The sequence below is a fragment of the Rhodovulum sp. FJ3 genome (assembly GCF_032918305.1).
Taxonomy (GTDB): domain Bacteria; phylum Pseudomonadota; class Alphaproteobacteria; order Rhodobacterales; family Rhodobacteraceae; genus SAT37.
The window spans coordinates 188,982-211,167 of the sequence record NZ_JAWJUU010000003.1; the positions used below are offsets into that span (position 1 = coordinate 188,982).

The 22,186-nt window shown below is 61.3% G+C and carries 23 protein-coding genes and 1 other RNA gene; 6 read left to right on the forward strand and 18 right to left on the reverse strand.

Annotation, left to right across the window (positions count from 1 at the left end; translation table 11 throughout):
• Positions 1-7: 7 nt before the first annotated feature.
• Positions 8-1,549 carry a Ppx/GppA family phosphatase gene (locus tag R1W00_RS09955; RefSeq protein ID WP_317262589.1) on the forward strand — a complete coding sequence of 514 codons (1,542 nt, stop codon included), beginning with the start codon at positions 8-10 and terminating at the stop codon, positions 1,547-1,549.
• Here R1W00_RS09955 and R1W00_RS09960 read toward each other — a convergent pair.
• From R1W00_RS09960 to scpA, 5 genes are all read right to left on the reverse strand, one after another.
• Positions 1,546-1,866 (reverse strand): AAA+ family ATPase, encoded by a 321-nt coding sequence (locus tag R1W00_RS09960; protein ID WP_317262590.1) that lies wholly within the window; start codon positions 1,864-1,866, stop codon positions 1,546-1,548. The two genes, R1W00_RS09955 and R1W00_RS09960, sit on opposite strands and share 4 nt — an antisense overlap.
• Before the next feature lie 37 nt (positions 1,867-1,903).
• The gene (locus R1W00_RS09965; RefSeq protein ID WP_317262591.1) at positions 1,904-2,926 is read right to left on the reverse strand and encodes an endonuclease/exonuclease/phosphatase family protein; all 1,023 of its coding nucleotides are present in this window, start codon (positions 2,924-2,926) and stop codon (positions 1,904-1,906) included.
• A 3-nt stretch (positions 2,927-2,929) separates the two neighbouring features.
• Positions 2,930-3,613, reverse strand: coding sequence for a molecular chaperone DjiA (locus tag R1W00_RS09970; RefSeq protein WP_317262917.1), 684 nt, complete (start codon positions 3,611-3,613; stop codon positions 2,930-2,932).
• A 189-nt stretch (positions 3,614-3,802) separates the two neighbouring features.
• Positions 3,803-4,420, reverse strand: coding sequence for a VOC family protein (locus tag R1W00_RS09975; protein ID WP_317262592.1), 618 nt, complete (start codon positions 4,418-4,420; stop codon positions 3,803-3,805).
• Positions 4,421-4,536: 116 nt separating this feature from the next.
• Positions 4,537-6,669: a methylmalonyl-CoA mutase gene (gene scpA, locus R1W00_RS09980; protein ID WP_317262593.1), complete on the reverse strand. Its 2,133-nt coding sequence runs from the start codon at positions 6,667-6,669 to the stop codon at positions 4,537-4,539.
• Between the two features lie 98 nt (positions 6,670-6,767).
• Here scpA and R1W00_RS09985 point away from each other — a divergent pair, with 98 nt between their 5' ends.
• On the forward strand, positions 6,768-7,223 hold the full coding sequence (locus tag R1W00_RS09985; protein ID WP_317262594.1) for a DUF4174 domain-containing protein: 456 nt from the start codon (positions 6,768-6,770) through the stop codon (positions 7,221-7,223).
• Between the two features lie 117 nt (positions 7,224-7,340).
• Here the strand turns inward: R1W00_RS09985 and R1W00_RS09990 are convergent, their stop codons facing one another.
• The 7 genes from R1W00_RS09990 to R1W00_RS10020 form a co-directional block, all read right to left on the reverse strand.
• Positions 7,341-9,341 carry an acetyl/propionyl/methylcrotonyl-CoA carboxylase subunit alpha gene (locus R1W00_RS09990; RefSeq protein WP_317262595.1) on the reverse strand — a complete coding sequence of 667 codons (2,001 nt, stop codon included), beginning with the start codon at positions 9,339-9,341 and terminating at the stop codon, positions 7,341-7,343.
• Between the two features lie 135 nt (positions 9,342-9,476).
• A complete protein-coding gene (locus tag R1W00_RS09995) occupies positions 9,477-9,677 on the reverse strand; it encodes a hypothetical protein (protein WP_317262596.1) in 201 nt (66 codons plus the stop codon).
• Between the two features lie 352 nt (positions 9,678-10,029).
• Positions 10,030-10,446, reverse strand: a complete 417-nt coding sequence (locus R1W00_RS10000) for a hypothetical protein (protein WP_317262597.1) — start codon at positions 10,444-10,446, stop codon at positions 10,030-10,032.
• Positions 10,447-10,566: 120 nt separating this feature from the next.
• The gene (locus R1W00_RS10005) at positions 10,567-10,698 is read right to left on the reverse strand and encodes a hypothetical protein (RefSeq protein WP_317262598.1); all 132 of its coding nucleotides are present in this window, start codon (positions 10,696-10,698) and stop codon (positions 10,567-10,569) included.
• Positions 10,699-10,903: 205 nt separating this feature from the next.
• The gene (locus R1W00_RS10010) at positions 10,904-11,320 is read right to left on the reverse strand and encodes a DUF6497 family protein (protein WP_317262599.1); all 417 of its coding nucleotides are present in this window, start codon (positions 11,318-11,320) and stop codon (positions 10,904-10,906) included.
• 1 nt (position 11,321) lies between these two features.
• Positions 11,322-11,672 carry a hypothetical protein gene (locus tag R1W00_RS10015; RefSeq protein WP_317262600.1) on the reverse strand — a complete coding sequence of 117 codons (351 nt, stop codon included), beginning with the start codon at positions 11,670-11,672 and terminating at the stop codon, positions 11,322-11,324.
• Positions 11,673-11,681: 9 nt separating this feature from the next.
• Positions 11,682-13,214, reverse strand: a complete 1,533-nt coding sequence (locus R1W00_RS10020) for an acyl-CoA carboxylase subunit beta (RefSeq protein ID WP_317262601.1) — start codon at positions 13,212-13,214, stop codon at positions 11,682-11,684.
• Between the two features lie 209 nt (positions 13,215-13,423).
• Here R1W00_RS10020 and R1W00_RS10025 point away from each other — a divergent pair, with 209 nt between their 5' ends.
• Both R1W00_RS10025 and R1W00_RS10030 read left to right on the forward strand, forming a co-directional pair.
• Complete coding sequence (locus tag R1W00_RS10025) at positions 13,424-14,662, forward strand: multidrug effflux MFS transporter (RefSeq protein ID WP_317262602.1); 1,239 nt, start codon at positions 13,424-13,426, stop codon at positions 14,660-14,662.
• Between the two features lie 64 nt (positions 14,663-14,726).
• On the forward strand, positions 14,727-16,127 hold the full coding sequence (locus R1W00_RS10030; RefSeq protein ID WP_317262603.1) for a short-chain fatty acyl-CoA regulator family protein: 1,401 nt from the start codon (positions 14,727-14,729) through the stop codon (positions 16,125-16,127).
• A gap of 72 nt (positions 16,128-16,199) precedes the next feature.
• Here the strand turns inward: R1W00_RS10030 and R1W00_RS10035 are convergent, their stop codons facing one another.
• The 3 genes from R1W00_RS10035 to R1W00_RS10045 form a co-directional block, all read right to left on the reverse strand.
• Positions 16,200-16,448 (reverse strand): YdcH family protein, encoded by a 249-nt coding sequence (locus R1W00_RS10035; protein ID WP_317262604.1) that lies wholly within the window; start codon positions 16,446-16,448, stop codon positions 16,200-16,202.
• An 89-nt stretch (positions 16,449-16,537) separates the two neighbouring features.
• The gene (locus tag R1W00_RS10040) at positions 16,538-17,104 is read right to left on the reverse strand and encodes a hemerythrin domain-containing protein (protein WP_317262605.1); all 567 of its coding nucleotides are present in this window, start codon (positions 17,102-17,104) and stop codon (positions 16,538-16,540) included.
• A 65-nt stretch (positions 17,105-17,169) separates the two neighbouring features.
• Positions 17,170-18,078 (reverse strand): DMT family transporter, encoded by a 909-nt coding sequence (locus R1W00_RS10045; RefSeq protein WP_317262606.1) that lies wholly within the window; start codon positions 18,076-18,078, stop codon positions 17,170-17,172.
• Positions 18,079-18,237: 159 nt separating this feature from the next.
• On the opposite strand from R1W00_RS10045, the gene fabF reads away from it, so the two are divergent.
• Positions 18,238-19,494, forward strand: coding sequence for a beta-ketoacyl-ACP synthase II (gene fabF / locus R1W00_RS10050; RefSeq protein WP_317262607.1), 1,257 nt, complete (start codon positions 18,238-18,240; stop codon positions 19,492-19,494).
• Positions 19,495-19,499: 5 nt separating this feature from the next.
• Complete coding sequence (mltG, locus tag R1W00_RS10055) at positions 19,500-20,654, forward strand: endolytic transglycosylase MltG (RefSeq protein WP_317262608.1); 1,155 nt, start codon at positions 19,500-19,502, stop codon at positions 20,652-20,654.
• 141 nt (positions 20,655-20,795) lie between these two features.
• Here mltG and rpmG read toward each other — a convergent pair whose 3' ends face one another.
• From rpmG to R1W00_RS10070, 3 genes are all read right to left on the reverse strand, one after another.
• Positions 20,796-20,963: a 50S ribosomal protein L33 gene (gene rpmG / locus R1W00_RS10060; RefSeq protein WP_009159342.1), complete on the reverse strand. Its 168-nt coding sequence runs from the start codon at positions 20,961-20,963 to the stop codon at positions 20,796-20,798.
• Positions 20,964-21,060: 97 nt separating this feature from the next.
• An RNA gene (rnpB, locus tag R1W00_RS10065) (RNase P RNA component class A) lies at positions 21,061-21,462 on the reverse strand.
• Between the two features lie 12 nt (positions 21,463-21,474).
• Positions 21,475-22,170, reverse strand: a complete 696-nt coding sequence (locus R1W00_RS10070; RefSeq protein WP_317262609.1) for an N-acetylmuramoyl-L-alanine amidase — start codon at positions 22,168-22,170, stop codon at positions 21,475-21,477.
• Positions 22,171-22,186 lie beyond the last annotated feature (16 nt).

Consider the following 22,186-nt stretch of genomic DNA (forward strand, 5'->3'; position numbering starts at 1 on the left):
AAGGTCAATGGACGGCAACGTCGATTCCCACGCCGAAGATTGGGGGCCCTTTGGGCGCCCCCTGTTTGAAGACCCCCAAGCCCGCGCCCTGTCGCGGGTCGGTGTGGTCGATGTCGGGTCGAACTCGGTCCGGATGGTCGTCTTTGACGGCGCGGCGCGCAGTCCCGCGTATTTCTTCAACGAAAAGCTGATGTGCGGTCTGGGCGCGGGTCTGGGCGAAACCGGTCACCTGAACCCCGAGGGCCGCGCACGTGCCCTGCGCGCGTTGAAACGGTTCGCCGTTCTGGCCGAGGGCATGGGTGCAACGCCCCTGTCCGTTGTGGCCACCGCCGCCGTGCGCGACGCCAAGGACGGGCCTGAGTTTCAGGCCGAGGTCGAACGCGAAACCGGTATCAAACTGTGGGTGATCGACGGTCAGGAAGAGGCGCGCCTCTCGGCCCAAGGGGTTCTTTTGGGCTGGCCCAAGGCCAAGGGATTGATCTGCGACATTGGCGGGTCGTCCATGGAACTGGCACAACTCAAGGACGGGCGCGTTGGCCAACGGGTGACCTCGGCGCTTGGGCCGCTGAAACTGCGCGATTTGCCGGGCGGTCCCGATGCGATCAAGGACGAGATCGCCAAAACCATGGACCGTCTGGCCGACAAGGTCGGCAAGGATCACAAACGCATCTATCTGGTGGGCGGCTCATGGCGGGCCATCGCGCGTCTGGATATGGAGCGGCGCGGCTATCCGATGACCGTTCTGCACGAATACCGCATGACCACCGACAGCATCCGCGAGACCGTGGACTGGCTAGAGGGTCAGGACCTAGAGGCCCTGCGCGCACAGGTGTCGATTTCCAACGAACGCATGACCCTTGTGCCGCTGGCCGCGCAGGTTCTGAAGGCGTTCGTAAAGACGTTCAAGCCCAAGGAAATCCACATCTCCAGCTACGGCATCCGCGAGGGTCTGCTCTATGAACAGATGCCCCAGCGCCTACGCGAACGCGATCCGTTGATTGAGGCCTGCCGCTTTGCCGAGGCGACGTCGGCCCGTTTGCCGGGGTTTGGGCGCAGCCTGTATAATTTTGTCCTGCCCCTGTTTGAGGGCGCGGATGCGGACCGGACGCGCCTGATCAAGGCCGCCTGCCTGCTGCATGACACGGCGTGGCGCGCGCATCCCGATTACCGCCATGAGGTCTGTTTCGAAAACGCCACGCGCGCGAACCTTGGCGGGCTGGATCATGAGGGACGGGTCTATCTGGGTCTGGCCCTGTTGCACCGGTATAAAAACAACCGCAGCGGCAGCCGCTTTGAACCCCTGTTCGAGTTGCTCAGCGAGGAACAAATCGCCTCGGCCGAGGCCTTGGGCAAGGCGATGCGATTTGGCGCGATGTTCACCACCGACGCCCTGACCCAAACGGCCAAGTTCAAGCTGACCGATACGACCCTGCGCCTAACGCTCAAGGCCGATGCCGCAGATCTGTTTGGCGAGGTCGCCGAGGCGCGCTTGGCCTCGCTTGCGAAATCCATGAACGTCGAACCCGAGGTCCGGATCAAGGACGATTAAATCTCGATGTCTGTCTCGTCGCTGTCCGGCAGCGGGTGATCGGATTTGCGCCGGATGATGATGTCGCCGTTCGGCAAACGCTCGGGCATCTCATAGGCGTTGATGTCGTCGATCAATCCCAACAGTTCGGCAATTGCCGGTTCAACCGCCGTGGACAGATCGCGCAGGGCGGGTTCCATTTCCTCGGCCAGCCCCTTCATGAACAGGCGCGCGCCCTGCTCTAGCAGGCTCAGGCCTTCATCCATATTGCTCTCTTCGGCCTGCATCGGCAGGGCGCTGAGGCACACAATCGCAACTGACAAACAAAACCGTTTCATGCCCCTGAATATAGGCGAAATCGGCGCATTTGTAACCTTAGATCGCGATGTCCAAGGTCACCGGAAAATGGTCGGACGCATCCAGCAGCGCCTGCCGCAACTCGGGCACCGCATAGATATCGGGATCGTCAAACGGATGCCACACGCGCCACTGTCCACCGCGCGCCGCCAGATCGGGCGAGACCATGATGTAATCCAACAGTGCCGACAGGTAACTGCGCGTTTCCACGTTATAAAACCGCGCCGTGCTGATCGTCGCACTTAGGGGTGTTTGCAGGGCCTGTCGCGCATTCGGATCATAAAGCATCGCGGATTGATCCATCTCGGGCAGGCCCAGAACAATCTCGACGCCCGAATGCCCGAACAGCTTTTCATACTCGTCCAACCCCGGACCGTCGTTGAAATCGCCCAGCACAACGACCGACTCGCCCGCATCCAGATGCCCGACAATCCGGCGGCGCAGCCAGATACATTGCGCCAGTTGCTTGCGCCGGTTGTCGATGGAAATGCGCATGACCTCCTCAGGGGTGCGCGCGCCATGCGGGGCCTTGGACTTGGCGTGCACCCCGATCATCCGCAACCGCGTGCCGGTCCGCGTTTCGATGGACAGTTCCAGCGGTGGTTTACTGAACGTGACCTCTTCGGCATCCGTATCGACATCCAGATCCATCCGGAACACCCCGTCAAATCGCGGCGCGTGCGGCTCATAGATCGCGCCGACGGGATCGTGGCGCGGGGTCAATGCGTCGGGATCATACAACAGCGCGATTTCCTGCTGGGTATCGTTGGAAAACCCGATCATCGCCGCGCGGGTGCGCAGATCGAACGCCGCCGCAAAACTCTCCAACGCCGCGACGGTGGACCGCCGGTCGCTGTGATCGGGGGCCTCGATCACCATGACCGCATCGGCATCCATCGCCGTCAGCACCTTGGCTACGGCGGTCAGTTGCTGTTCGCGGGTCACATTGTATCGCTTGGACCACTCCCCATCGGCCAAGGGCCGGTCGCGTCGGTCAAACAGCGCGTTGAACCATTCCACATTATAGGTGGCGATGCGCATCCATCACGCCTGTGCGGCGGTGGCGATCTCATCCCACGCCTTGTTGATCGCGATCAGACGTTTTTCGGCCAGTTTAATCGCCTCTTCGGGCAGGCCCCGCGCCATCATCCGGTCGGGGTGGTTGTCGCGCACGGCCGCGCGCCACGCCGCACGCACCTCATCCATGGGCGCATCTGGCGCGACACCCAGAACCGCATAGGGATCGGGGTCAACATCCGGCACAAACCGCGTTTTGAGGGACCGGAAACAGGCATCCGACAGGCCAAAGATCCCCGACACTCGGGACAGGAAAATATCCTCGTTCGGGTGATATTCCCCATCCGCCATCGCGATATAGAACAGCCCCTCCAACAGGTCGGTCAGGGGGTCTGTTTCATCCCCAAACATTCGCGAAATCCGGCGCGCGTATTCCTCAAATCCCGCCACATCTTGACGGGCCAGATTGAACACTTTGGCGGCGGCGGCTGTGTCCTTTTCGGGGATGGTGAACACCTCACGGAAGGCGGCCACCTCATCGCGGGTCACCTGCCCGTCCGCCTTGGCCATCTTCGCCCCCAGCGCGATCACGGCAATGGCAAAGGCCACACTGCGTTCAGGCGGGGTGCGCAAGCGTTCAAACACCGCGGTCAGGCCTTCGCCCGCCGTCAGCGCCGCCAAAGCATCGGATATGCGGGACCAAATCGACATGGCGCCACCATATGTCGCCAAACCACCGGTGTCAGCGGCGAAATCCATACACCGGTAAAATCTTGCCTAACGAATTGAAGCGGCACAAAAATCGACCACTGGAAACGCGGCATCCATGTCTTGGACAGGCCCAACCACAGGCACCCACAATCGCGCAAAACGGCGGGCACCGCCGTTTTTCAATTCGGTTTACGTCAGAACACGCAGGCCAGCGGGCGTTTGAATTTCGGCCCGAAACGCAGGCACGTCATCCGCCACGACCTTAACACGCGGATCGGTCAGCCGCCCGTTCAACGCCGCGCGCACCGCCGCCGCCTCGGAATGGATGACCTCCAACGACACCAATCGACACCCGACATCGGGCAAGACCACAGACGGATGGCGCCCCCCGTGCCATTCAATCAACGCCGGATGCGCCCCGTCAAACGGCAATACCCCATCCGCAGGCACACCCATGGACCACTGCAAATCGCCCCGCTGAAACGCCATCGACTGTCCGGCGCCGTCCACGGACGCGGCCAGTTCCCGCTCCAGATAATCACACCGGACGATCCAGTTGCTCAGACGCGGCGCACCCGCAAACCGGTCAAGATCGAACCAGCGCGGATGATCCGGCGCGGGGGCCTCGGGGTTGATCGCGATGACCTCCAGATAGACGCCCTCCCCCAAAGACAACAACCGGTTATGCGTGCCCATCTTGTCGTGCTGCCCACCGGCGGTCAGGTCTACGCCCAACGCGGCCTCAACCGCCGCGACGCCTTCGGTCAGCGTTTCCGCAGCAACCGCAATGTGATCCAGTTCGAACATCTCTGACCCCTGCCCTGTTTCCCCGACCTTGACCGAAATCCGCGCCCGCCACAACAAACGACAAGGGCGGCGCAGGTCGCCCCACACCGCCCAATTCTCAACCGCGCAGTACAGTCTTAGCTGCGCGCCTCACGGATCAGGTTCAGGATATCCTGCGCCGCCTTGGGAATGTTCGTGCCAGGACCAAAGATCGCCTTAACCCCCGATTTGAACAGGAAATCATAATCCTGCTGCGGGATCACACCGCCGCAGACCACGATGATGTCGCCCGCACCGGCGGCCTTGAGGGCCTCAACCAGTTTCGGGGCCAGCGTCTTGTGACCAGCGGCCTGCGACGAGATGCCGATGACATGGACGTCGTTGTCCACGGCATCCTGCGCGGCTTCTTCGGGCGTCTGGAACAGCGGCCCCACATCCACGTCAAACCCGATGTCGGCAAAGGCGGTCGCGATCACCTTGGCGCCACGGTCGTGACCGTCCTGCCCCATTTTCACGACCAGCATCCGCGGGCGACGGCCCTCGGCCTCGGCGAAATCGTCGACCGATTTCTGGATCGCGGCAAAGCCCTCGTCGCCCTCATAGGCGGCGCCATAGACACCGGCCAGCGTTTTGACCTCGGCGCGGTGACGGCCGAATGCTTTTTCCATCGCCATACTGATTTCCCCTACGGTTGCACGGGCGCGCGCGGCCTCGACAGCAAAGCGCAGCAGGTTGCCCTGACCGGACGCCGCCGCCTGTTCCAGATCACCCAGCGCCTTGTCACAGGCTGCCTGATCGCGTTCTGCGCGGGTGCGCTCAATACGGGCGATCTGGCTTTCGCGGACCTTTTGGTTGTCGATCTCAAGGATGTCGATCTCATCCTCTTTTTCCAGACGGAACTTGTTCACGCCGACGATGACCTCATCGCCACGGTCAACCGACGCCTGATAGCGCGCGGCCGCCTCTTCGATGCGCAGTTTGGGCATGCCAGAGGCAACCGCCTTGGTCATGCCGCCCATCTCATCGATCTCTGTGATGATCTTCCACGCCTCTTCGGCCAGATCATTGGTCAGCTTCTCGACATAGTACGACCCCGCCAGCGGATCGACGACCTTGGTCACCTTGGTCTCGTTTTGCAGGATCAACTGGGTGTTGCGCGCGATACGGGCCGAGAATTCGGTCGGCAGCGCAATCGCCTCGTCAAACGCGTTGGTATGGAGCGACTGCGTCCCACCCAGAACCGCCGACATCGCCTCATATGCCGTGCGGACCACGTTGTTATAGGGGTCCTGTTCCTGCAGGCTAACGCCCGAGGTCTGACAGTGGGTGCGCAGCATCAGGGATTTCGAGTTCTTGGGGTTGAACTCGCTCATGATGCGGTGCCACAGGAAGCGCGCCGCGCGCAGCTTGGCGATCTCCATGAAGAAGTTCGTGCCGATCGCAAAGAAGAACGACAGACGACCCGCAAAGGCATCCACGTCCAGACCGGTTTCCAAGGCGGCCTTTACGTATTCCTTACCGTCGGCAAGGGTGAAGGCCAGTTCCTGAACAAGGTTCGCGCCCGCCTCTTGCATGTGATAGCCCGAGATCGAGATCGAGTTGAATTTCGGCATATCGGTCGAGGTGTACTCGATGATGTCCGAGATGATCCGCATCGAGGGTTCGGGCGGATAGATATAGGTGTTGCGCACCATGAACTCTTTCAGAATGTCGTTCTGAATGGTGCCCGACAGCAGCTTGCGATCGACGCCCTGCTCTTCGCCGGTGACGATAAAGTTCGCAAGGATCGGGATCACCGCGCCGTTCATGGTCATCGACACCGACACTTGGTCAAGCGGGATGCCGTCGAACAGGATTTTCATGTCCTCGACACTGTCGATGGCCACGCCCGCCTTGCCGACATCGCCCTCAACGCGTTCGTGGTCGCTGTCGTAACCACGGTGGGTCGCAAGGTCAAAGGCGACCGAGACACCCTGCTGACCGGCGGCCAGGGCCTTGCGGTAAAAGGCGTTCGATTCCTCAGCCGTGGAGAAACCGGCGTATTGGCGGATGGTCCACGGACGACCGGCGTACATGGTCGCCTTGGGGCCACGGGTGAACGGGGCAAAGCCCGGCATTTCGCCCATATGCGGCAGGTTCTGGATGTCGTCCTCGGTGTACACCGGTTTGACGGCGATGCCTTCGGGCGTGTCCCAGTTCAACGCGTCAAGCGGTTTGCCGCGCAGCTCTTTCTCGGCCAGCGCACGCCATGCCTGTGTCTTATCCGTCATGGGATCAGTCCTTTCCTAACGTCGCGTGCGGGATAAACCCGTGAACGCCTTCGCTTTTTGCGCCATGGTTCCTATATTGGATAGGGAACGGAGGACGCATGAAATCACTTGGTTTTCTCTTGATGGCCGCCTTGGCCCCGTTTTCGGGCCATGCTGCCGGTTTGGACGAAATTCCGCCCGTCGAGGTCTGGCAGGCCGCGCCGGACACGATCTTTGACGCGTCCGATGTCACACTGGATGACTTTCTCTGGACGGCGCGCCCGATTGTGGTCTTTGCCGATACGCCTGCCGATCCGCGGCTGGTGCAACAGCTTGATCTGCTGACCGAACGGATGGGCGCCTTGATCGACCGCGAGGTGGTCGTGATCGTCGATGCCGACCCGCGCAACCCGTCGCCGGTGCGCACAGAGCTGCGCGCACGCGGGTTCATGGTGGTGCTGATCGCCAAGGACGGCTCGGTCGTGTTGCGCAAACCCGATCCGTGGGATGTGCGCGAATTGTCCCGCGCCATCGACAAAATCCCCCTGCGCCAGCAAGAGCTTAAATTCCGCTGAGCCCCTCGCGGACAGGGGTTTGCCGCGCCCCACGGCCCGCACCCGATCATGGTCGCGACGGGGGTCGCAACCATGGCGGGGTCAAACCGGTATTGGGACGCGGCAAGGATCATAGGATCACTCGAATTCCATGATCACGTCATCAACGGCCAAGCTGTCCCCAGCGGCGGCGTTGATTTTGGTGACGACGGCCTTTTTCTCGGCGCGCAGGATGTTCTCCATTTTCATGGCTTCGACCGTGCACAGCGCCTGACCCTCTTGGACCTCGTCGCCGACCTCGACGTCGACCTTTACGATCAGACCGGGCATCGGGCAGAGCAACAGTTTCGAGGTATCCGGCGGCAGTTTCTCCGGCATCAGCGCGGCCAGTTCGGCCTGACGCGGGCTATAGACCTTGACGTTCAGGTCCGCGCCACGGGTGCGGATGCGGAAACCGGTCGAGTTCACATCGACCTTCAGCACCAGTTCGGTCCCGTCGATGTCGACCTTGGCAAGGCTCTGACCCGGGGTCCAATCCGAGGTGACGCGCACGCTGCCACCTTCGGCAAAGGACACGGTTGCGCCGCCATGGTCGGCGTCGATCGACACGGCGATCTGTTCGCCCTGCGCCACGACAACCCAATCCGAACCGACGGTGCGTTCGTGGTTATCCATCCGTCCCGAAACGCGGGCGCGGCGGATTTCGGTGACGCGGAACATCGCCGCGGCGGCCGCCGCTACCTTGCGCAGATCATCGGCGGGCAAGGTCACGCCGTCGAACCCGTCAGGGTATTCTTCGGCGATAAAGGCCGTGGTCATGTCGCCCGAGATGAATTTCGGGTGATCCATCACCGCCGACAGGAACGGCAGGTTGTGACCGATGCCTTCGACCTCAAAGCTGTCCAAAGCAACGCGCATTTCCTCAATCGCGGCTTCACGGGTCGGGGCCCATGTGCAGAGTTTCGCGATCATCGGGTCATAGTACATGCTGATCTCGCCGCCTTCATAGACGCCGGTATCGTTACGCACGATGCTGTCGTCGCGCACGTGCTCTTCGGGCGGACGATAGCGGGTCAGGCGACCGATCGAGGGCAGGAAGTTGCGATAGGGATCTTCGGCGTACAGACGGTTTTCAATCGCCCAACCGTTGATTTTCACATCGTCCTGCGTGATCGACAGGGGTTCACCATTGGCGACGCGGATCATCTGTTCCACAAGGTCGACACCGGTGATCAGCTCGGTCACGGGGTGTTCCACCTGCAGACGGGTGTTCATCTCGAGGAAGTAGAAGTTCTTGTCGCCATCCACGATGAATTCGACCGTACCGGCACTGGTATAGCCAACGGCCTTGGCCAACGCGACGGACTGTTCGCCCATGGCCTTGCGGGTGGCCTCATCAAGGAAGGGCGACGGGGCCTCTTCGACGACCTTTTGGTTCCGGCGCTGAATCGAGCATTCGCGCTCGTTCAGGTAGATGCCGTTGCCATGCGCGTCGCACAGGACCTGAATTTCGATGTGGCGCGGTTGGGTGACGAATTTCTCGATAAAGATACGGTCGTCGCCAAAGCTGTTCGCGGCCTCGTTCTTGGACGACTGGAACCCTTCGCGGGCCTCTTCGTCGTTCCATGCGATGCGCATACCCTTACCACCGCCACCGGCAGAGGCCTTGATCATCACCGGATAGCCGATTTCGTTGCTGATCTTGACGGCCTCGTCGGCGTCCTCGATCAGACCCATGTAACCGGGAACGGTCGACACGTCGGCCTCTTGGGCAATTTTCTTGGACGTGATTTTATCGCCCATGGCTTCAATCGCGCCTTTGGGCGGGCCGACAAAGGCCACGCCAGCGGCCTCAAGCGCCTCGGCGAACTTGCTGTTTTCCGACAGGAAACCGTAACCCGGGTGCACCGCCTCGGCGCCGGTTTCGCGGATCGCCTCCATGATCTTGTCGATCACGATATAGGACTGGTTGGCCGGCGGCGGGCCGATGTGATAGGCCTCATCCGCCATTTTCACATGCAGCGCGTTCTTGTCCGCATCCGAATAGACCGCAACCGTTTTGATACCCATTTTACGGGCTGTTTTGATAACACGGCACGCGATTTCGCCGCGGTTCGCGATCAGGATCTTGTTGAACATTATCCGTCCCTTCCCTCATTGGGTCGGGCCCGTCCGGGCCAGACCAAAGCAAACAAAAGGCCACCGGGACGACACGCCCCGATGGCCCAATTCCACACCAAACCCCGCGCGGATACGCGGTCGTTGGTCGATGTCTTAGTTACAAACCCCTGAGTCGTCGCACAGCGCGCCGCCAGCAGCACCGATCGCAGCGCCCGCAGCGACGTTTTCGTCCAGCGCATCCGCGATGAGCGCGCCCGCAGCGGCGCCCGCAAGCGCACGCTCGCCGTCGGTTTCCAAACACCCAGCCAGCGACAACGCGATGGCCGGAAGGGCAAGTAATTTGATGATTTGCATTCTGCTCTGCCTTTTGAGGGATTTTCCTGACCTTCAATATGGGCATCGCTTGGCGCAAAGAAAAGAGCATCCCGCAGACCGGCGAACCCATCGGCAAACCCTTGCCGATAAGGGGTTTCGCAGGTGCTCGCGACACCAGACCGCGACGGGAAAAAGGCTGGTCTGACCGTGGAAGAGTCAGACCAGTCATAAGGGGAAGGGTAACGGTTACGTGGGAGCGCCAAAGACCCAAACGCGGTCATCAGCGGCCACATCATCACCTTGCGACAGTTTTCAAAGGCACAACAGGGCGCAATCCCGACGAGCGGGATTTGGGCCGAATTCTGCCCACAGGAGACTGTCGCAAGCGAAATCATGCCCAGTCGTCCTCGTCATCATCATAGTCGTCGAAATCGTCCTCATCCGCGTCAAAGCCCTCTTCGTCGGGGGCAAAGGCCTCGGGGAAAGACGCCTGCGCGCGGGTCACGTCGATTTTCAACAACGCATCATAGCTTGCCGGATCGAACGGTTCCTCGGCGGGCACGACTTCGCGGCCAAACAGCCACGACAAACGCCCCGCGTCCAGATTGCCACGTTCAAACGGCTCTTCACCGAAATAGACCCACAGTTCGCGCATAAACGCGGCGTCCGCGCGCCGGTCAGGTGCACGGCGGTCGGCATAGCGTTCGCGCACAGTCAGGGGCGTTGCACCCTTCTTGTTATTGCGCCGGATGGTGAATTGATAATCGGTGCCGGTCAGACGGCTTGGAAAACCACGGTGTTTTAGCATTTCTGTCCCCTTGCCAACGCGCAAAACGTTTCGGGGGACCGGATATGGTTTTCCGGACGGGCCCGAGCAGCACTGCGCGGGCTAGACGGGGCGGGCAGGTGTGCCCGCCCCCGCCATGAATTAGTACTTGGTCGATACGGGCTCAGATACGATGGGATCCGGCTCAACGTAAACAACTTCTTCTTCAGCGGCGCATGCAGCGGTGAAGGCAACGAGGCAGATGGCGACCATCGCTTTAACAGTTTTCGACATGTTTCACTCCTGTTCCAATGTCCGAAAGGTCGTTCGGACACACACGTACCCGTAGACCAAAATTTGGTTTTCGGCCCCAAATCAACGGGGCACAGGGTGACGATAACTGAACTATATGCGGATGCACGTGAATTTTCGGGGGAATCGGCGGAAATTAGCCGCTCTCCCACGCTCGTGATCAGGTGATTTGCATACGACCCCACCATCAGAACGGGTCCCATTCACAGGTGTTGTTCTTCGGCGTGAAGGCCTCAAAAAACTGGGTGGCGTTTGGGGTGAATTCACCAAAGATCACCGGCTGATCGGACATCGAAATCACGATCTGGGTGGCGCTCAGGCCCAGTTCATCCAGTTTGGGCAGGGCATAGGTCGCACAGAGATGCGCCATATCTGCCGAGGCCTGACGTGGGGACACCAGCGGGTTGGCGCGCGCAATGGCAGGCGCAAGAAACCGGAACCGGACCACGCCCTCAGCATCCAGAGGCGCGTCGCGGATGATATCGGCCAAGGTCACCGCCTGCCCCGACGGCACATCAATCTTGGCCCCACCGAACGCCGCAGACGCGCCAATGCAGGCCGCAAAGGCCGCGCCAAACAGATGTACGCCCCCCACCCTGATCATCTTATGCGTCCGCCACTCTGGCATGGTTGCTCCAGCGCCGGATCAAATCGGGGTCCCCCAACAGTCCGGCGCTTTTCTCTTCGATCTGCGCCTTGGGATAGGCACCGCGCCCAGAAATCTGACCACCGGCGGTGACTATCAGGTGCGGGCCGTCCTCCACGACCCGCACCGCAGGACAGAACCCGCGCACGTGCCGCAGCAGGCGCCAGAGATCCTGTCGAATTTGATGGGCCAAGCGGCCCTTGCGCAGGCGGGGCATCGTCGCGCTTGCCGACACGTCAAACCGTACCGGCAGTTGGCGGGACACGGTCAGTGTCCCGTCATGGCGTTCCGTATGCCAACCCGCACCCATTCCCCTGCCTTACAGCGGAATGTTGTCGTGCTTTTTCCAGGGGTTCTGCACCTTTTTGTTGCGCAGGCTGGCAAAAGCACGGGCCACACGTTTGCGGGTGCTGCGGGGCTGAATCACCTCGTCAATGAACCCGCGCTCGGCGGCAACAAACGGGTTGGCAAAGCGCTCTTCGTACTCGGCGGTGCGGGCCGCGATCTTGTCCGCGTCACCCAGTTCCGAGCGATACAGGATTTCGGTCGCGCCTTTGGCCCCCATCACCGCGATCTGTGCGGTCGGCCAAGCGTAGTTGAAATCGCCGCGCAGGTGCTTGGACGCCATAACGTCATAGGCCCCACCGTATGCTTTGCGGGTAATGACCGTGACCTTGGGCACTGTCGCCTCACCGTATGCAAACAACAGTTTCGCACCGTGTTTGATCACGCCGCCATATTCCTGCGACGTCCCCGGCAAGAACCCCGGAACGTCGACCAGCGTCAGGATCGGGATTTCGAACGCGTCACAGAAGCGGACAAAGCGCGCGGCCTTGCGGCTGCTGTCGATGTCCAGACAACCGGCCAGAACCATCGGCTGGTTCGCGACAACGCCCACGGTCTGACCTTCGATGCGGACAAAACCGGTGATGATGTTTTTCGCGTAATCCTCTTGGATTTCGTAGAAATCGCCCTCATCGGCAACCTTCAGGATCAGCTCTTTCATATCGTAGGGCTGGTTCGGGTTGTCGGGGATCAGCGTGTCCAGCGAGTCCTCGATCCGTGCAGGCGCATCAAAGAACGGGCGCACGGGCGGCTTTTCGCGGTTGTTCAGCGGCAGAAGGTCGACCAGACGACGCACCTCGGCCAGGGCTTCGACGTCGTTTTCAAACGCGCGGTCGGCAACGGAGGACTTTTTGGTGTGGGTGCTTGCGCCGCCCAGTTCCTCGGCGGTGACGACCTCATTCGTGACGGTTTTCACAACGTCGGGGCCGGTCACGAACATATAAGAGCTGTCTTTGACCATGAAGATAAAGTCGGTCATCGCGGGCGAATACACCGCACCACCGGCACAGGGGCCCATGATCACCGAAATCTGCGGGACAACACCCGAGGCCATGATGTTGCGCTGGAACACTTCGGCATAACCAGCCAGCGAGGCAACACCCTCTTGGATCCGCGCCCCGCCCGAGTCGTTCAGACCGATAACCGGCGCGCCGTTCTGCATCGCCATGTCCATGATCTTACAGATCTTCTGGGCGTGGGTTTCCGACAGCGAACCGCCAAACACCGTAAAGTCCTGACTGAACACATAGACCAGACGACCGTTGATCGTGCCCCAGCCGGTGATCACACCGTCGCCTGCGGGACGGCTTTCCTGCATGCCGAAATCGGTACAGCGATGCGCGACGAACATGTCGAACTCTTCAAAGCTGTCCTCGTCCAGCAACAGTTCAATCCGCTCACGTGCGGTCAGTTTGCCTTTGGCGTGCTGTGCGTCGATCCGTTTCTGGCCACCGCCCAGACGGGCATCGGCGCGGCGGTCTTCGAGTTCCTGCAGGATATCTTTCATCGGCGGTGGTCCCCCTTCCGGTTTTGGGGCAACCTAGTCGAGCGGGCGATCACGACAAAGCGATTTTCGGAATATTTGCAAATTATTGGCAAGCGCACCGCGGCGAATTGCAAATTCGCAAACACAGCAAACTCCCTGCACAGACACCCCTGCACCATTACACCGTTTACCACATGGACAAAAATGGCCCTCAGACCTATCTGTGGCAAATGAACGCACAAGCTCCTGCGCGGTTTCTAGACCGCGCCACGCCACCTCATATCTCGACACTTGTTCTGATGGCCGGCATCTCCGCGCTGTCCATGAACATCTTTTTGCCGTCCCTGCCGGCAATGACCGAGCATTTCCAGACCGAGTATCACCTGATGCAATTGTCGGTCGCGCTGTATCTCGGGATGGTGGCGGTGCTGCAAATCCTGATCGGGCCAATGGCGGACAAATTCGGTCGCCGTCCGGTGGTGATCTGGTCCTCGCTGATCTTTTTGGCGGCGACACTGGGCTGTATTTTCGCGTCAAACGCCTATGTTTTCTTGGTGTTTCGCATGATCCAAGCGGCAATTTCGACGGGTCTTGTCCTGTCGCGCGCCATCATCCGCGACACCACCGACCAGAGCAACGCCGCCAGCAAGATCGGCTATGTCACGATGGGCATGGCCGTGATCCCGATGTTCAGCCCCGCGATTGGCGGCCTTTTGGATCAGGCGTTTGGCTGGCAGGCGAACTTTACCATGCTGTTCGTGTTTGGCGCGCTGGTTCTGGGTCTGGCATGGCTGGATCTGGGCGAGACCGGCACCCCCAGCACAATCACCCTGTTGGCGCAGTTCCGCCAATATCCCGACCTGATCACCTCGCGCCGGTTCTGGGGCTATAGCCTGATCGCGGCATTCTCGTCGGGGGCGTTTTTTGCCTATCTCGGCGGGGCCCCATTCGTGGGGGACTCGGTCTATGGGCTGACCTCGTTTCAGCTGGGCCTGTACTTTGGTATCACCGCGCTTGGCTATATGATCGGCAACTTTTTGTCAGGCCGCTACTCGGTGCGGGTCGGAATTGACCGAATGATTCTGATCGGATCCCTGATCATTGTGTCTGGCCTGTCGCTGTCCCTGATCGTGAACCTCTCGGGCGCACAGCATCCGATGCTGTTTTATGGGTTTATGATCTTTGTCGGGCTGGCCAATGGAATGGTCCTACCCAACGCGACCTCGGGCCTGCTGTCCGCACGCCCGCACCTGATCGCCACGGCAAGCGGCCTTGGCGGGGCGATTATGATCGGCGGCGGCGCGGCCCTATCGGCACTGGCGGGCGCGGTCTTGCAACCCGGATCGGGCGCGGCACCCCTGTTGGTGATCATGCTGGTCTCGGCGGTGGGCGGGCTGCTGTCCTATGGCTATGTCGCCTATATCAACCGCGTGGACGGGGCATTGGCCACACAGGGCGGCCACGGCTAGGGCTTGCCCTCACACCTTTGCAAAGCGATAATAGCGCCAAAGCAAAGATGCAAAGGCACACCAGATGGCCAATCAGAAACTCTATGCCGGCGTCAAGCTGCGTGAGACCCGCACGCGGCTTGGCCTGACGCAAAAGGATTTCGCCACCAAACTGGGCGTCAGCCTGCCCTATCTAAACCAGATGGAGAACAACAACCGCCCCGTTTCAACCGGTGTGGTGTTGGCCTTGGCCCAAGAGTTCGGGTTTGATGTGACCGAGCTCTCGACCGGCGACGCGGAACGTATTGTCAGCGATATGCGCGAGGCCTTGGCCGATCCGGTATTCGGCGAGAACGCTCCGCCGCTTGCAGATTTGCGACTTGCAGCATCAAACGCCCCTGCCCTTGCCCGCGCGTTTCTGGACCTGCACCGCGCCTATAGCCAAACCCACGAACGTCTTGCTTCTCTTGACGAAGCTCTGGGTCGCGAAGACGCCCGCGTACAGGCCAGCCCATGGGAAGAGGTGCGCGACTTCTTTCACTATTGCGACAATTACCTTGATGCGGTGGATCGCGCGGCCGAACGGTTCGCGACACAGGGCGGCACGCGTCTGGACCCGATGACCGTGGCGATTGCCGCGCTGAAATCGGCGGGGATTTCGGTCGAGTATGACCACGGATCGTCCCTGCGCGGCTATGATCCGGCAACCAAGGTCGTGACCCTGTCGGCCACCGCCGCGCCCGAAACCCAACGGTTCCAATTGCTGCATCAGGTCGCCCTGTTGACCCAGCCGAAACTGATCGACGCCACGCTTGATTTCGCCCGTTTCCAGAGCGACGAGGCCCGCGCGATTGCCCGCATCGGTCTGGCCAACTATTTCGCGGGCGCGGCCCTGATGCCCTATACGCGGTTTCTAGCCGCGGCTGAGGACTGCCGCCACGATCTGGAAATTCTGGCCGATCAGTTCGGCGCGTCGATCGAACAGGTCGCGCATCGCCTGTCGACCCTGCAACGTCCGGGCGCCAAGGGCGTGCCGTTCTTTTTCGTCCGCGTGGATCAGGCGGGCACGATCACCAAACGCCATTCGGCCACGCGGTTGCAATTCGCGCGCTTTGGCGGGGCGTGTCCCCTGTGGAACGTGCACCGCGCGTTTGAAACGCCGGGCCGGTTCCTGCGCCAATTGGCCGAAACCCCCGACGGGGTGCGGTATTTCTGTCTTGCGCTGGACGTCAGCAAACCGGGCGGTGCGTGGAAGGCCCCTGTGCGCCGCTTTGCCATCGGTCTGGGGTGCGAGGTGCAACACGCCGATCGTCTGGTCTATGCCGATGATCTGGACATCACCCGCGCCGCCGCGTTTGAACCGATCGGGATTTCCTGCCGGATTTGCGAACGAAAATCGTGCCATCAGCGATCCGTGCCGCCGTTGGAACGTCGCCTGACCGTGGACCCGAACCGGCGCGGCATCCTGCCCTATGAAATCGCCTGAACGAAACAGGCCGCCCACGTGGGGCGGCCGACACTGATCACTGCACACTCTCCTCCCGGCAAGGCCGTGGGATTACCCCTTGGCCGGCTCTGCCAGCATGCGCGCGATTTCGTCTTTCAACGTCATTCGCTGTTTGCGCATCTCGTTTTCGGCCAGTTGATCAACCGGCTCGACATTGGTTTCGGCGCGATGGATCGCGCGGTTTACCGTGTGGTATTCGTCGACCAGCTTGGCGAAATGCGCGTTCTCGGCCTTGAGCGCCTGAAGCGCGGCGGCTTGGTCCGGGAATTCCTCGGCCAGTTCGTGCGGGACGTGAGACATGTTTTTGCCCTCCGATGTCGTTCTCGTTGAACCAACAGTACGACGGGGGCGCGGGGCCGACTTTGACCGATGTCAAACCGGCAGGAAATTTACATCAATTCCTGCGATCCATCGCGCAAAAGGACGGGCACGATCAGGTCTTCCTCATCAATGAGGTGACGATCCAGAAAGCTTTCGAACGGCACCAGCGTGTCGCGCAAGGTGGCCGTCGTGTCGATGAAATCCGCCGCATTAGAGCGCAACATATCGTTGGTCTTATCCGCCAGATCGTTCAGATAGCCGTCCAGCATCTTGTGATCACCGTCCAGCAACTCGAACCCGTGATCCAAACGCGGCTCCATCTTGGTGAGCTTGGGGAAGTAATGCACATCCTCAATCTGATGGTGGCCGTGCAATTCGTTCAGGAAAAACCCCGCCAACCGCTGGGTATTGCGGCGATAGGCCATCGGATCGGCCTTGGCGTCCAGCGCGGTCTCGGCGTCCGATTGCAGCCGCGTCAGGGCCTGACGGAACATCAGGTGACGTTCCATCCAGAACCGCACCAGCCCGTCAAAGTTCTGGTGGGATTGCCACAAATCGCGCGGGTAATCCGCCAGCAAAATCCGCAAAGCATCGGGCAGGCCCGTGCGCATATCTAGGGTGGTCTCGTTGCTCATACGTCCGTGCTACCCCGCTGTGACGCGGCACACAAGCGCGTGATCTTGCACAGCATCTGTGCGGTTTAGCGCGCGGCGCTTGCGCGTTTTTTACGCGCCTCGCGCCATGTGATGAAGGTCACCGCCCCAAGGACAATCGCGCCCCCGATGATGACCCACGCATCGACGCCCTCACCGAAAATGGCCCAACCGATGGCGGTGGACCACACCAGTTGCAGAAACATCACCGGTTGCGTCACGGCCATGGGCGCGGCGGCAAAGGCGCGCGTCATTGTGTAATGACCCATCGTTGCAAAGCCCGCGACCAGAAACAGCCACCCCAATTGCGGCAAGGTCGGTGTGACCCAGACCGCAATCGCAAAAGGTGCCATCGCGACCGGCACCATCAGGGACAGCATCGCCACAACCACGGTCGCACTGACGTCGCGGCTGGCCTTACCGGCGATCAGATAGGACACGGCGAACAACATCGCGGTCGCAATCATTGCGATGTGACCAAGGTCAATCTCGCGAAATCCAGGGCGCAGGATGATGAACCCGCCGATCACCGCAACGCCGATGGCGGTCATCCGCGGCCATGCAAGGCGTTCCCCAAGAACCAAGGCCGCGCCAATCGTGATATAGACGGGGTTCATGTAATTCATCGCCGTGACCTCGGCCATCGGGATGCGGGTCATCGCGTAGAACCAGCAGATCACCCCCACCCCATGCGCCAAACCGCGCAACGTGAACAGCGCCCATAGCTGCCGCGTGATCCGCGCCTGACGCAGCGCACCCAGCATCGGGATCAGGAACACCAACCCCAAGATGTATCGCAAAAACGCGGCCTCGGCCGCCGGGACGCCACTGCCCACATGTTTGACTAGGGCCTGCACCATCACGAAACAGGATGACGACCCCAGCATCCACGCCATACCGACCAGTGGCGACTGGGCGGGGCGGGTTGTGACGGGGGGTGTTTCGACGGTGCTCATCCCCGGACATGATCCGATTTCCGACCATCGCACAAGGGACTGCACCCCTATATCGGCGGCAGGGGTCACGTTTTTTCGGTCGCAATCCCCGAGGCCTTGCCCATATAGACCAAAGCGCGGTATCACGTGCCGCATCAAGCGAGGCGGAAGGAGCAAAACATGCGTCGAGTGGTTGTAACAGGTCTGGGCATGGTCACACCGTTGGCAAACGGCGTCGAACACACCTGGAAACGTCTGTTGGCCGGTCAATCCGGCGCGGGTCCGATCACCCGCTTTGATACCGAAGGCTACACCACGACCTATGCCTGCGAAATTCCGTTCGGCGATGGCACCGACGGCACGTTCAACCCTGACGACACCATGTCGGGCAAAGAGCGCCGCAAGGTCGACGACTTTATCCTCTATGGGATGGCCGCCGCCGATGAGGCCGTCAAGGACGCGGGCTGGACCCCCGAAGACGACGAGGCCAAGCTGCGCACCGGCGTCATGCTGGGCTCGGGCATCGGTGGTCTGGGTACGATTGCCGACACGGCCAACCTGATTGCCGAACGCGGCCCCCGCCGCGTGTCGCCGTTCTTTATCCCTGCGGCGCTGATCAACCTGCTGTCGGGTCAGGTGTCGATCCGTTACGGGTTCAAAGGTCCGAACCATTCGGTCGTGACCGCCTGTTCGACCGGTGCCCACGCCATTGGCGACGCGGCCCGTCTGATCATGCTGGACGACGCGGATGTGATGATTGCGGGCGGCGCGGAAAACCCGATCTCGCCCATCGGCATCGCCGGTTTCAACGCCTGTAAGGCCCTGTCGACCAAACGCGCCGACGATCCCACCAAGGCCAGCCGCCCGTGGGATGAGGACCGCGACGGTTTTGTCATGGGCGAAGGCGCGGGCGTTGTCGTTCTTGAGGAATACGAACACGCCAAGGCGCGCGGCGCCAAGATTTACGGTGAGGTTCTGGGCTATGGCCTGTCGGGCGACGCCTATCACATCACCGCCCCGTCCGAGGATGGCGATGGCGGCGAACGCTCGATGCGCGCGGCCGTGAAACGCGCAGGCATTCAGGCGGGCGATATCGACTATATCAACGCGCATGGCACCTCGACCATGGCCGACACGATCGAACTGGGCGCGGTTGAGCGTATGCTGGGCAACGCGGCGGCCAAGGTCACAATGTCCTCGACCAAATCGGCCACCGGCCACCTGCTGGGCGCCGCCGGCGCGATTGAGGCGATCTTCTCGATCCTCGCAATCCGCGATCAGGTCGCCCCGCCGACCATCAACCTTGAAAACCCTGCCGTGGAACCCAAACTGTCGCTGGCCCCGAATGAGGCCCAACCGCGCGAAATCAACATCGCGCTCAGCAACTCGTTTGGCTTTGGCGGTACCAACGCGTCGGTCATCTTCGGCAAGGTCTGATCCCGATGTGGCGAAACATTGCGTCGAACGCATTGACCCTGTTCGTCGTCCTGCTGTTTCTTGCGGGCGGGGTCGTGATCTGGGCCAAGGGCCAATACACTAATCCCGGCCCCTTGGCCCAAGCGATCTGTCTGCGCGTCGAGAGCGGCTCGAACCTGCGCCGTGTGGCCGATACGCTGGCCGATCAGGGCGCGATTTCCAACGTCGCGATTTTCCGCGCCGGTGCCGATTACGCGGACAAGGCCAGCCAGCTCAAGGCCGGTAGTTTCCTGATCGCGCCGAATGCGTCCATGGAAACCATTCTGGACCAGATCACCACCGCGGGCGCCTCGACCTGTGGGACCGAGGTAAACTTTCGAATCGGCATCACCACGGCCGAGGTTCAGGTCCGCGAACTGGACCCCGCCACCAGCCGCTATGCCGAGGTTCTGGCGTTTGACCCCGGTGCCGAAGAGATCCCTGCCGAATACGCCGAGCTGACCGCGCAATCGGACATCCGCTATCGCGTGACGCTGGCCGAAGGCGTCACCAGCTGGCAGGTCATCGAAGAGCTGAAACAGGCGGAATTCCTGACCGGTGAGATCGCCGAGATCCCCGCCGAGGGATCGCTGGCCCCCGATAGCTATGAGGTCCCCCGTGGCTTTGAACGTGCTGACCTGATCGCCCAAATGGAGACCCGTCAGGACGCCATCCTGACCGAGCTCTGGGTGAACCGTCAGGACGACCTGCCGCTGGAAACACCGCAGCAGGCGCTGATCCTTGCCTCTATCGTGGAAAAGGAAACCGGCGTCCCCGAAGAGCGCCGCCAGGTCGCAAGCGTCTTTGTGAACCGCCTGAACCAAGGCATCCGCCTGCAGACAGACCCGACCGTGATCTATGGCATCACCAATGGTCAGGGCGTGCTGGGCCGTGGCATCCGCCAAAGCGAACTGCGCCGCGAAACGCCTTATAATACCTACGTTATTGACGGTTTGCCGCCAACCCCGATCGCCAATCCCGGCCGTGCCTCGATTGAGGCCGCTCTGAACCCCGACACCACCGACTACATCTTCTTTGTGGCCGATGGGACGGGTGGCCACGCCTTTGCCACCACCTTGCGTGAGCACAACGAAAACGTCGCCCGCTGGCGTCAGATCGAAGCAGAGCGCGCCAATCAATAAATCTCTTAAACGCGGCCCTTTGGGGTCGCGTTTTCATTTTGGCAAGCGGCCCACCCGCGCCACGCCACACACCCTCCCCACAACGAAAAAGGGCCGCGCAACCGCGCGACCCTCTTCCAATTCAAATCCAAATAAGAAGGCTTATTTGATTTTGCCTTCTTTGTACTCGACGTGCTTGCGCACAACCGGGTCATATTTGTTCACAACCATCTTCTCGGTCATGGTACGGGCGTTCTTTTTGGTCACGTAGAAGTGGCCGGTGCCCGCGGTCGAGTTCAGGCGGATCTTAATCGTCGTCGGCTTCGCCATTGGTATTCTCCGTCGCGAGGGCGCAATTGAACGCACCCGTAGGTAATCTTGAAGCCCGCCTTTTAAAGGTCCCGTGGCCCGAGTCAACAGCAAAGAAACGCGCGGATGGCCTATAAGCCGGATTCTGTCCCAAGACGTTGCCGCCTCGTGTATGACCATTCGTCTAAGCGGGCCGTTACCGGACCGCTTTAGCTGCCAACCCGGGTCTCTGGGGCAAAGCCACCCCTGCGGTTTCCCGCGCGAGACCCCTATTCGGCATTGCTCCTGGTGGGGCTTGCCGTGCCATCCCGGTTGCCCGGGCTGCGGTGGGCTCTTACTCCACCGTTTCACCCTTACCCGTCAGAGGTATCGACAGCGGTCGACCTGTCTGCGGGCGGTCTGTTCTCTGTGGCGCTTTCCCTCGGGTTACCCCGGCCGGGCGTTACCCGGCACCATTGCTTTGTGGAGTCCGGACTTTCCTCACGGGACGTACGTCCCCTACGGTCATCCAGCCATCCGCGCGCTGTGGGACTTACGCGCGCGTGGTCCTGCGGTCAACGGGAAAGCGGTCGGCCAGATCACGCGCCATGGCCACATCCACCGGATCAAGCGGCCCCTCGGCCCAGGGGCGGAATCGCATCCGGAAGGCCGCCAGAACGGCCTCTGGCGCCTCGCCCTCTACGGGATAGCCAAAGGCCCCTGCGGCGGCCAGAAACGCCTGCATGTCGCCCTCCCCCGCACCCGCGCCCACATCCGGCCACACGGCCAGCCCAGCGCGCGCCAGACGTGCCCAATCAAACCGCGGTCCCGGATCAGACTTGCGCGCGGGGGCCATGTCGCTGTGCCCGATGACGCGCTCGGCAGGAATGTCCCAACGGGTACAGATACCGCCAAGCAGCGTCTCTAGCGCGGCCATCTGCGGCTCAGAAAACGGATGTGCGCCGGTATTGGCCAGTTCAATCCCTACGGACGCCGAATTGACATCCCCGCACGCGCCCCACGCCCCCGCACCGGCGTGCCATGCGCGCCGCGCCTCGGGGACCAAGGCATAGACCTCACCCGTCTCGGCGATCAGGTAATGCGCCGACACCTCGGGCACGGGATCACACAGGCGATCCAGCGCGGCGCGCGGCGTCTCCATAGCGGTGTAATGCAAAACGACCATGTCCGGCGCATCGCGCCCGCGACGGGGTCCATGGTTGGGCGAGGGCCAGTCGATTATATCCATACCGGCCCCCTGCCAA

Excerpts from the sequence above, each read along its gene's own strand:
- R1W00_RS09955 (WP_317262589.1), top strand. The coding sequence starts at position 8 with ATGGACGGCAACGTCGATTCCCACGCCGAAGATTGGGGGCCCTTTGGG.
- R1W00_RS09960 (WP_317262590.1), bottom strand. The coding sequence starts at position 1,866 with ATGAAACGGTTTTGTTTGTCAGTTGCGATTGTGTGCCTCAGCGCCCTG.
- R1W00_RS09965 (WP_317262591.1), bottom strand. The coding sequence starts at position 2,926 with ATGCGCATCGCCACCTATAATGTGGAATGGTTCAACGCGCTGTTTGAC.
- R1W00_RS09970 (WP_317262917.1), bottom strand. The coding sequence starts at position 3,613 with ATGTCGATTTGGTCCCGCATATCCGATGCTTTGGCGGCGCTGACGGCG.
- R1W00_RS09975 (WP_317262592.1), bottom strand. The coding sequence starts at position 4,420 with ATGTTCGAACTGGATCACATTGCGGTTGCTGCGGAAACGCTGACCGAA.
- scpA (WP_317262593.1), bottom strand. The coding sequence starts at position 6,669 with ATGACGGATAAGACACAGGCATGGCGTGCGCTGGCCGAGAAAGAGCTG.
- R1W00_RS09985 (WP_317262594.1), top strand. The coding sequence starts at position 6,768 with ATGAAATCACTTGGTTTTCTCTTGATGGCCGCCTTGGCCCCGTTTTCG.
- R1W00_RS09990 (WP_317262595.1), bottom strand. The coding sequence starts at position 9,341 with ATGTTCAACAAGATCCTGATCGCGAACCGCGGCGAAATCGCGTGCCGT.
- R1W00_RS09995 (WP_317262596.1), bottom strand. The coding sequence starts at position 9,677 with ATGCAAATCATCAAATTACTTGCCCTTCCGGCCATCGCGTTGTCGCTG.
- R1W00_RS10000 (WP_317262597.1), bottom strand. The coding sequence starts at position 10,446 with ATGCTAAAACACCGTGGTTTTCCAAGCCGTCTGACCGGCACCGATTAT.
- R1W00_RS10005 (WP_317262598.1), bottom strand. The coding sequence starts at position 10,698 with ATGTCGAAAACTGTTAAAGCGATGGTCGCCATCTGCCTCGTTGCCTTC.
- R1W00_RS10010 (WP_317262599.1), bottom strand. The coding sequence starts at position 11,320 with ATGATCAGGGTGGGGGGCGTACATCTGTTTGGCGCGGCCTTTGCGGCC.
- R1W00_RS10015 (WP_317262600.1), bottom strand. The coding sequence starts at position 11,672 with ATGGGTGCGGGTTGGCATACGGAACGCCATGACGGGACACTGACCGTG.
- R1W00_RS10020 (WP_317262601.1), bottom strand. The coding sequence starts at position 13,214 with ATGAAAGATATCCTGCAGGAACTCGAAGACCGCCGCGCCGATGCCCGT.
- R1W00_RS10025 (WP_317262602.1), top strand. The coding sequence starts at position 13,424 with ATGAACGCACAAGCTCCTGCGCGGTTTCTAGACCGCGCCACGCCACCT.
- R1W00_RS10030 (WP_317262603.1), top strand. The coding sequence starts at position 14,727 with ATGGCCAATCAGAAACTCTATGCCGGCGTCAAGCTGCGTGAGACCCGC.
- R1W00_RS10035 (WP_317262604.1), bottom strand. The coding sequence starts at position 16,448 with ATGTCTCACGTCCCGCACGAACTGGCCGAGGAATTCCCGGACCAAGCC.
- R1W00_RS10040 (WP_317262605.1), bottom strand. The coding sequence starts at position 17,104 with ATGAGCAACGAGACCACCCTAGATATGCGCACGGGCCTGCCCGATGCT.
- R1W00_RS10045 (WP_317262606.1), bottom strand. The coding sequence starts at position 18,078 with ATGAGCACCGTCGAAACACCCCCCGTCACAACCCGCCCCGCCCAGTCG.
- fabF (WP_317262607.1), top strand. The coding sequence starts at position 18,238 with ATGCGTCGAGTGGTTGTAACAGGTCTGGGCATGGTCACACCGTTGGCA.
- mltG (WP_317262608.1), top strand. The coding sequence starts at position 19,500 with ATGTGGCGAAACATTGCGTCGAACGCATTGACCCTGTTCGTCGTCCTG.
- rpmG (WP_009159342.1), bottom strand. The coding sequence starts at position 20,963 with ATGGCGAAGCCGACGACGATTAAGATCCGCCTGAACTCGACCGCGGGC.
- R1W00_RS10070 (WP_317262609.1), bottom strand. The coding sequence starts at position 22,170 with ATGGATATAATCGACTGGCCCTCGCCCAACCATGGACCCCGTCGCGGG.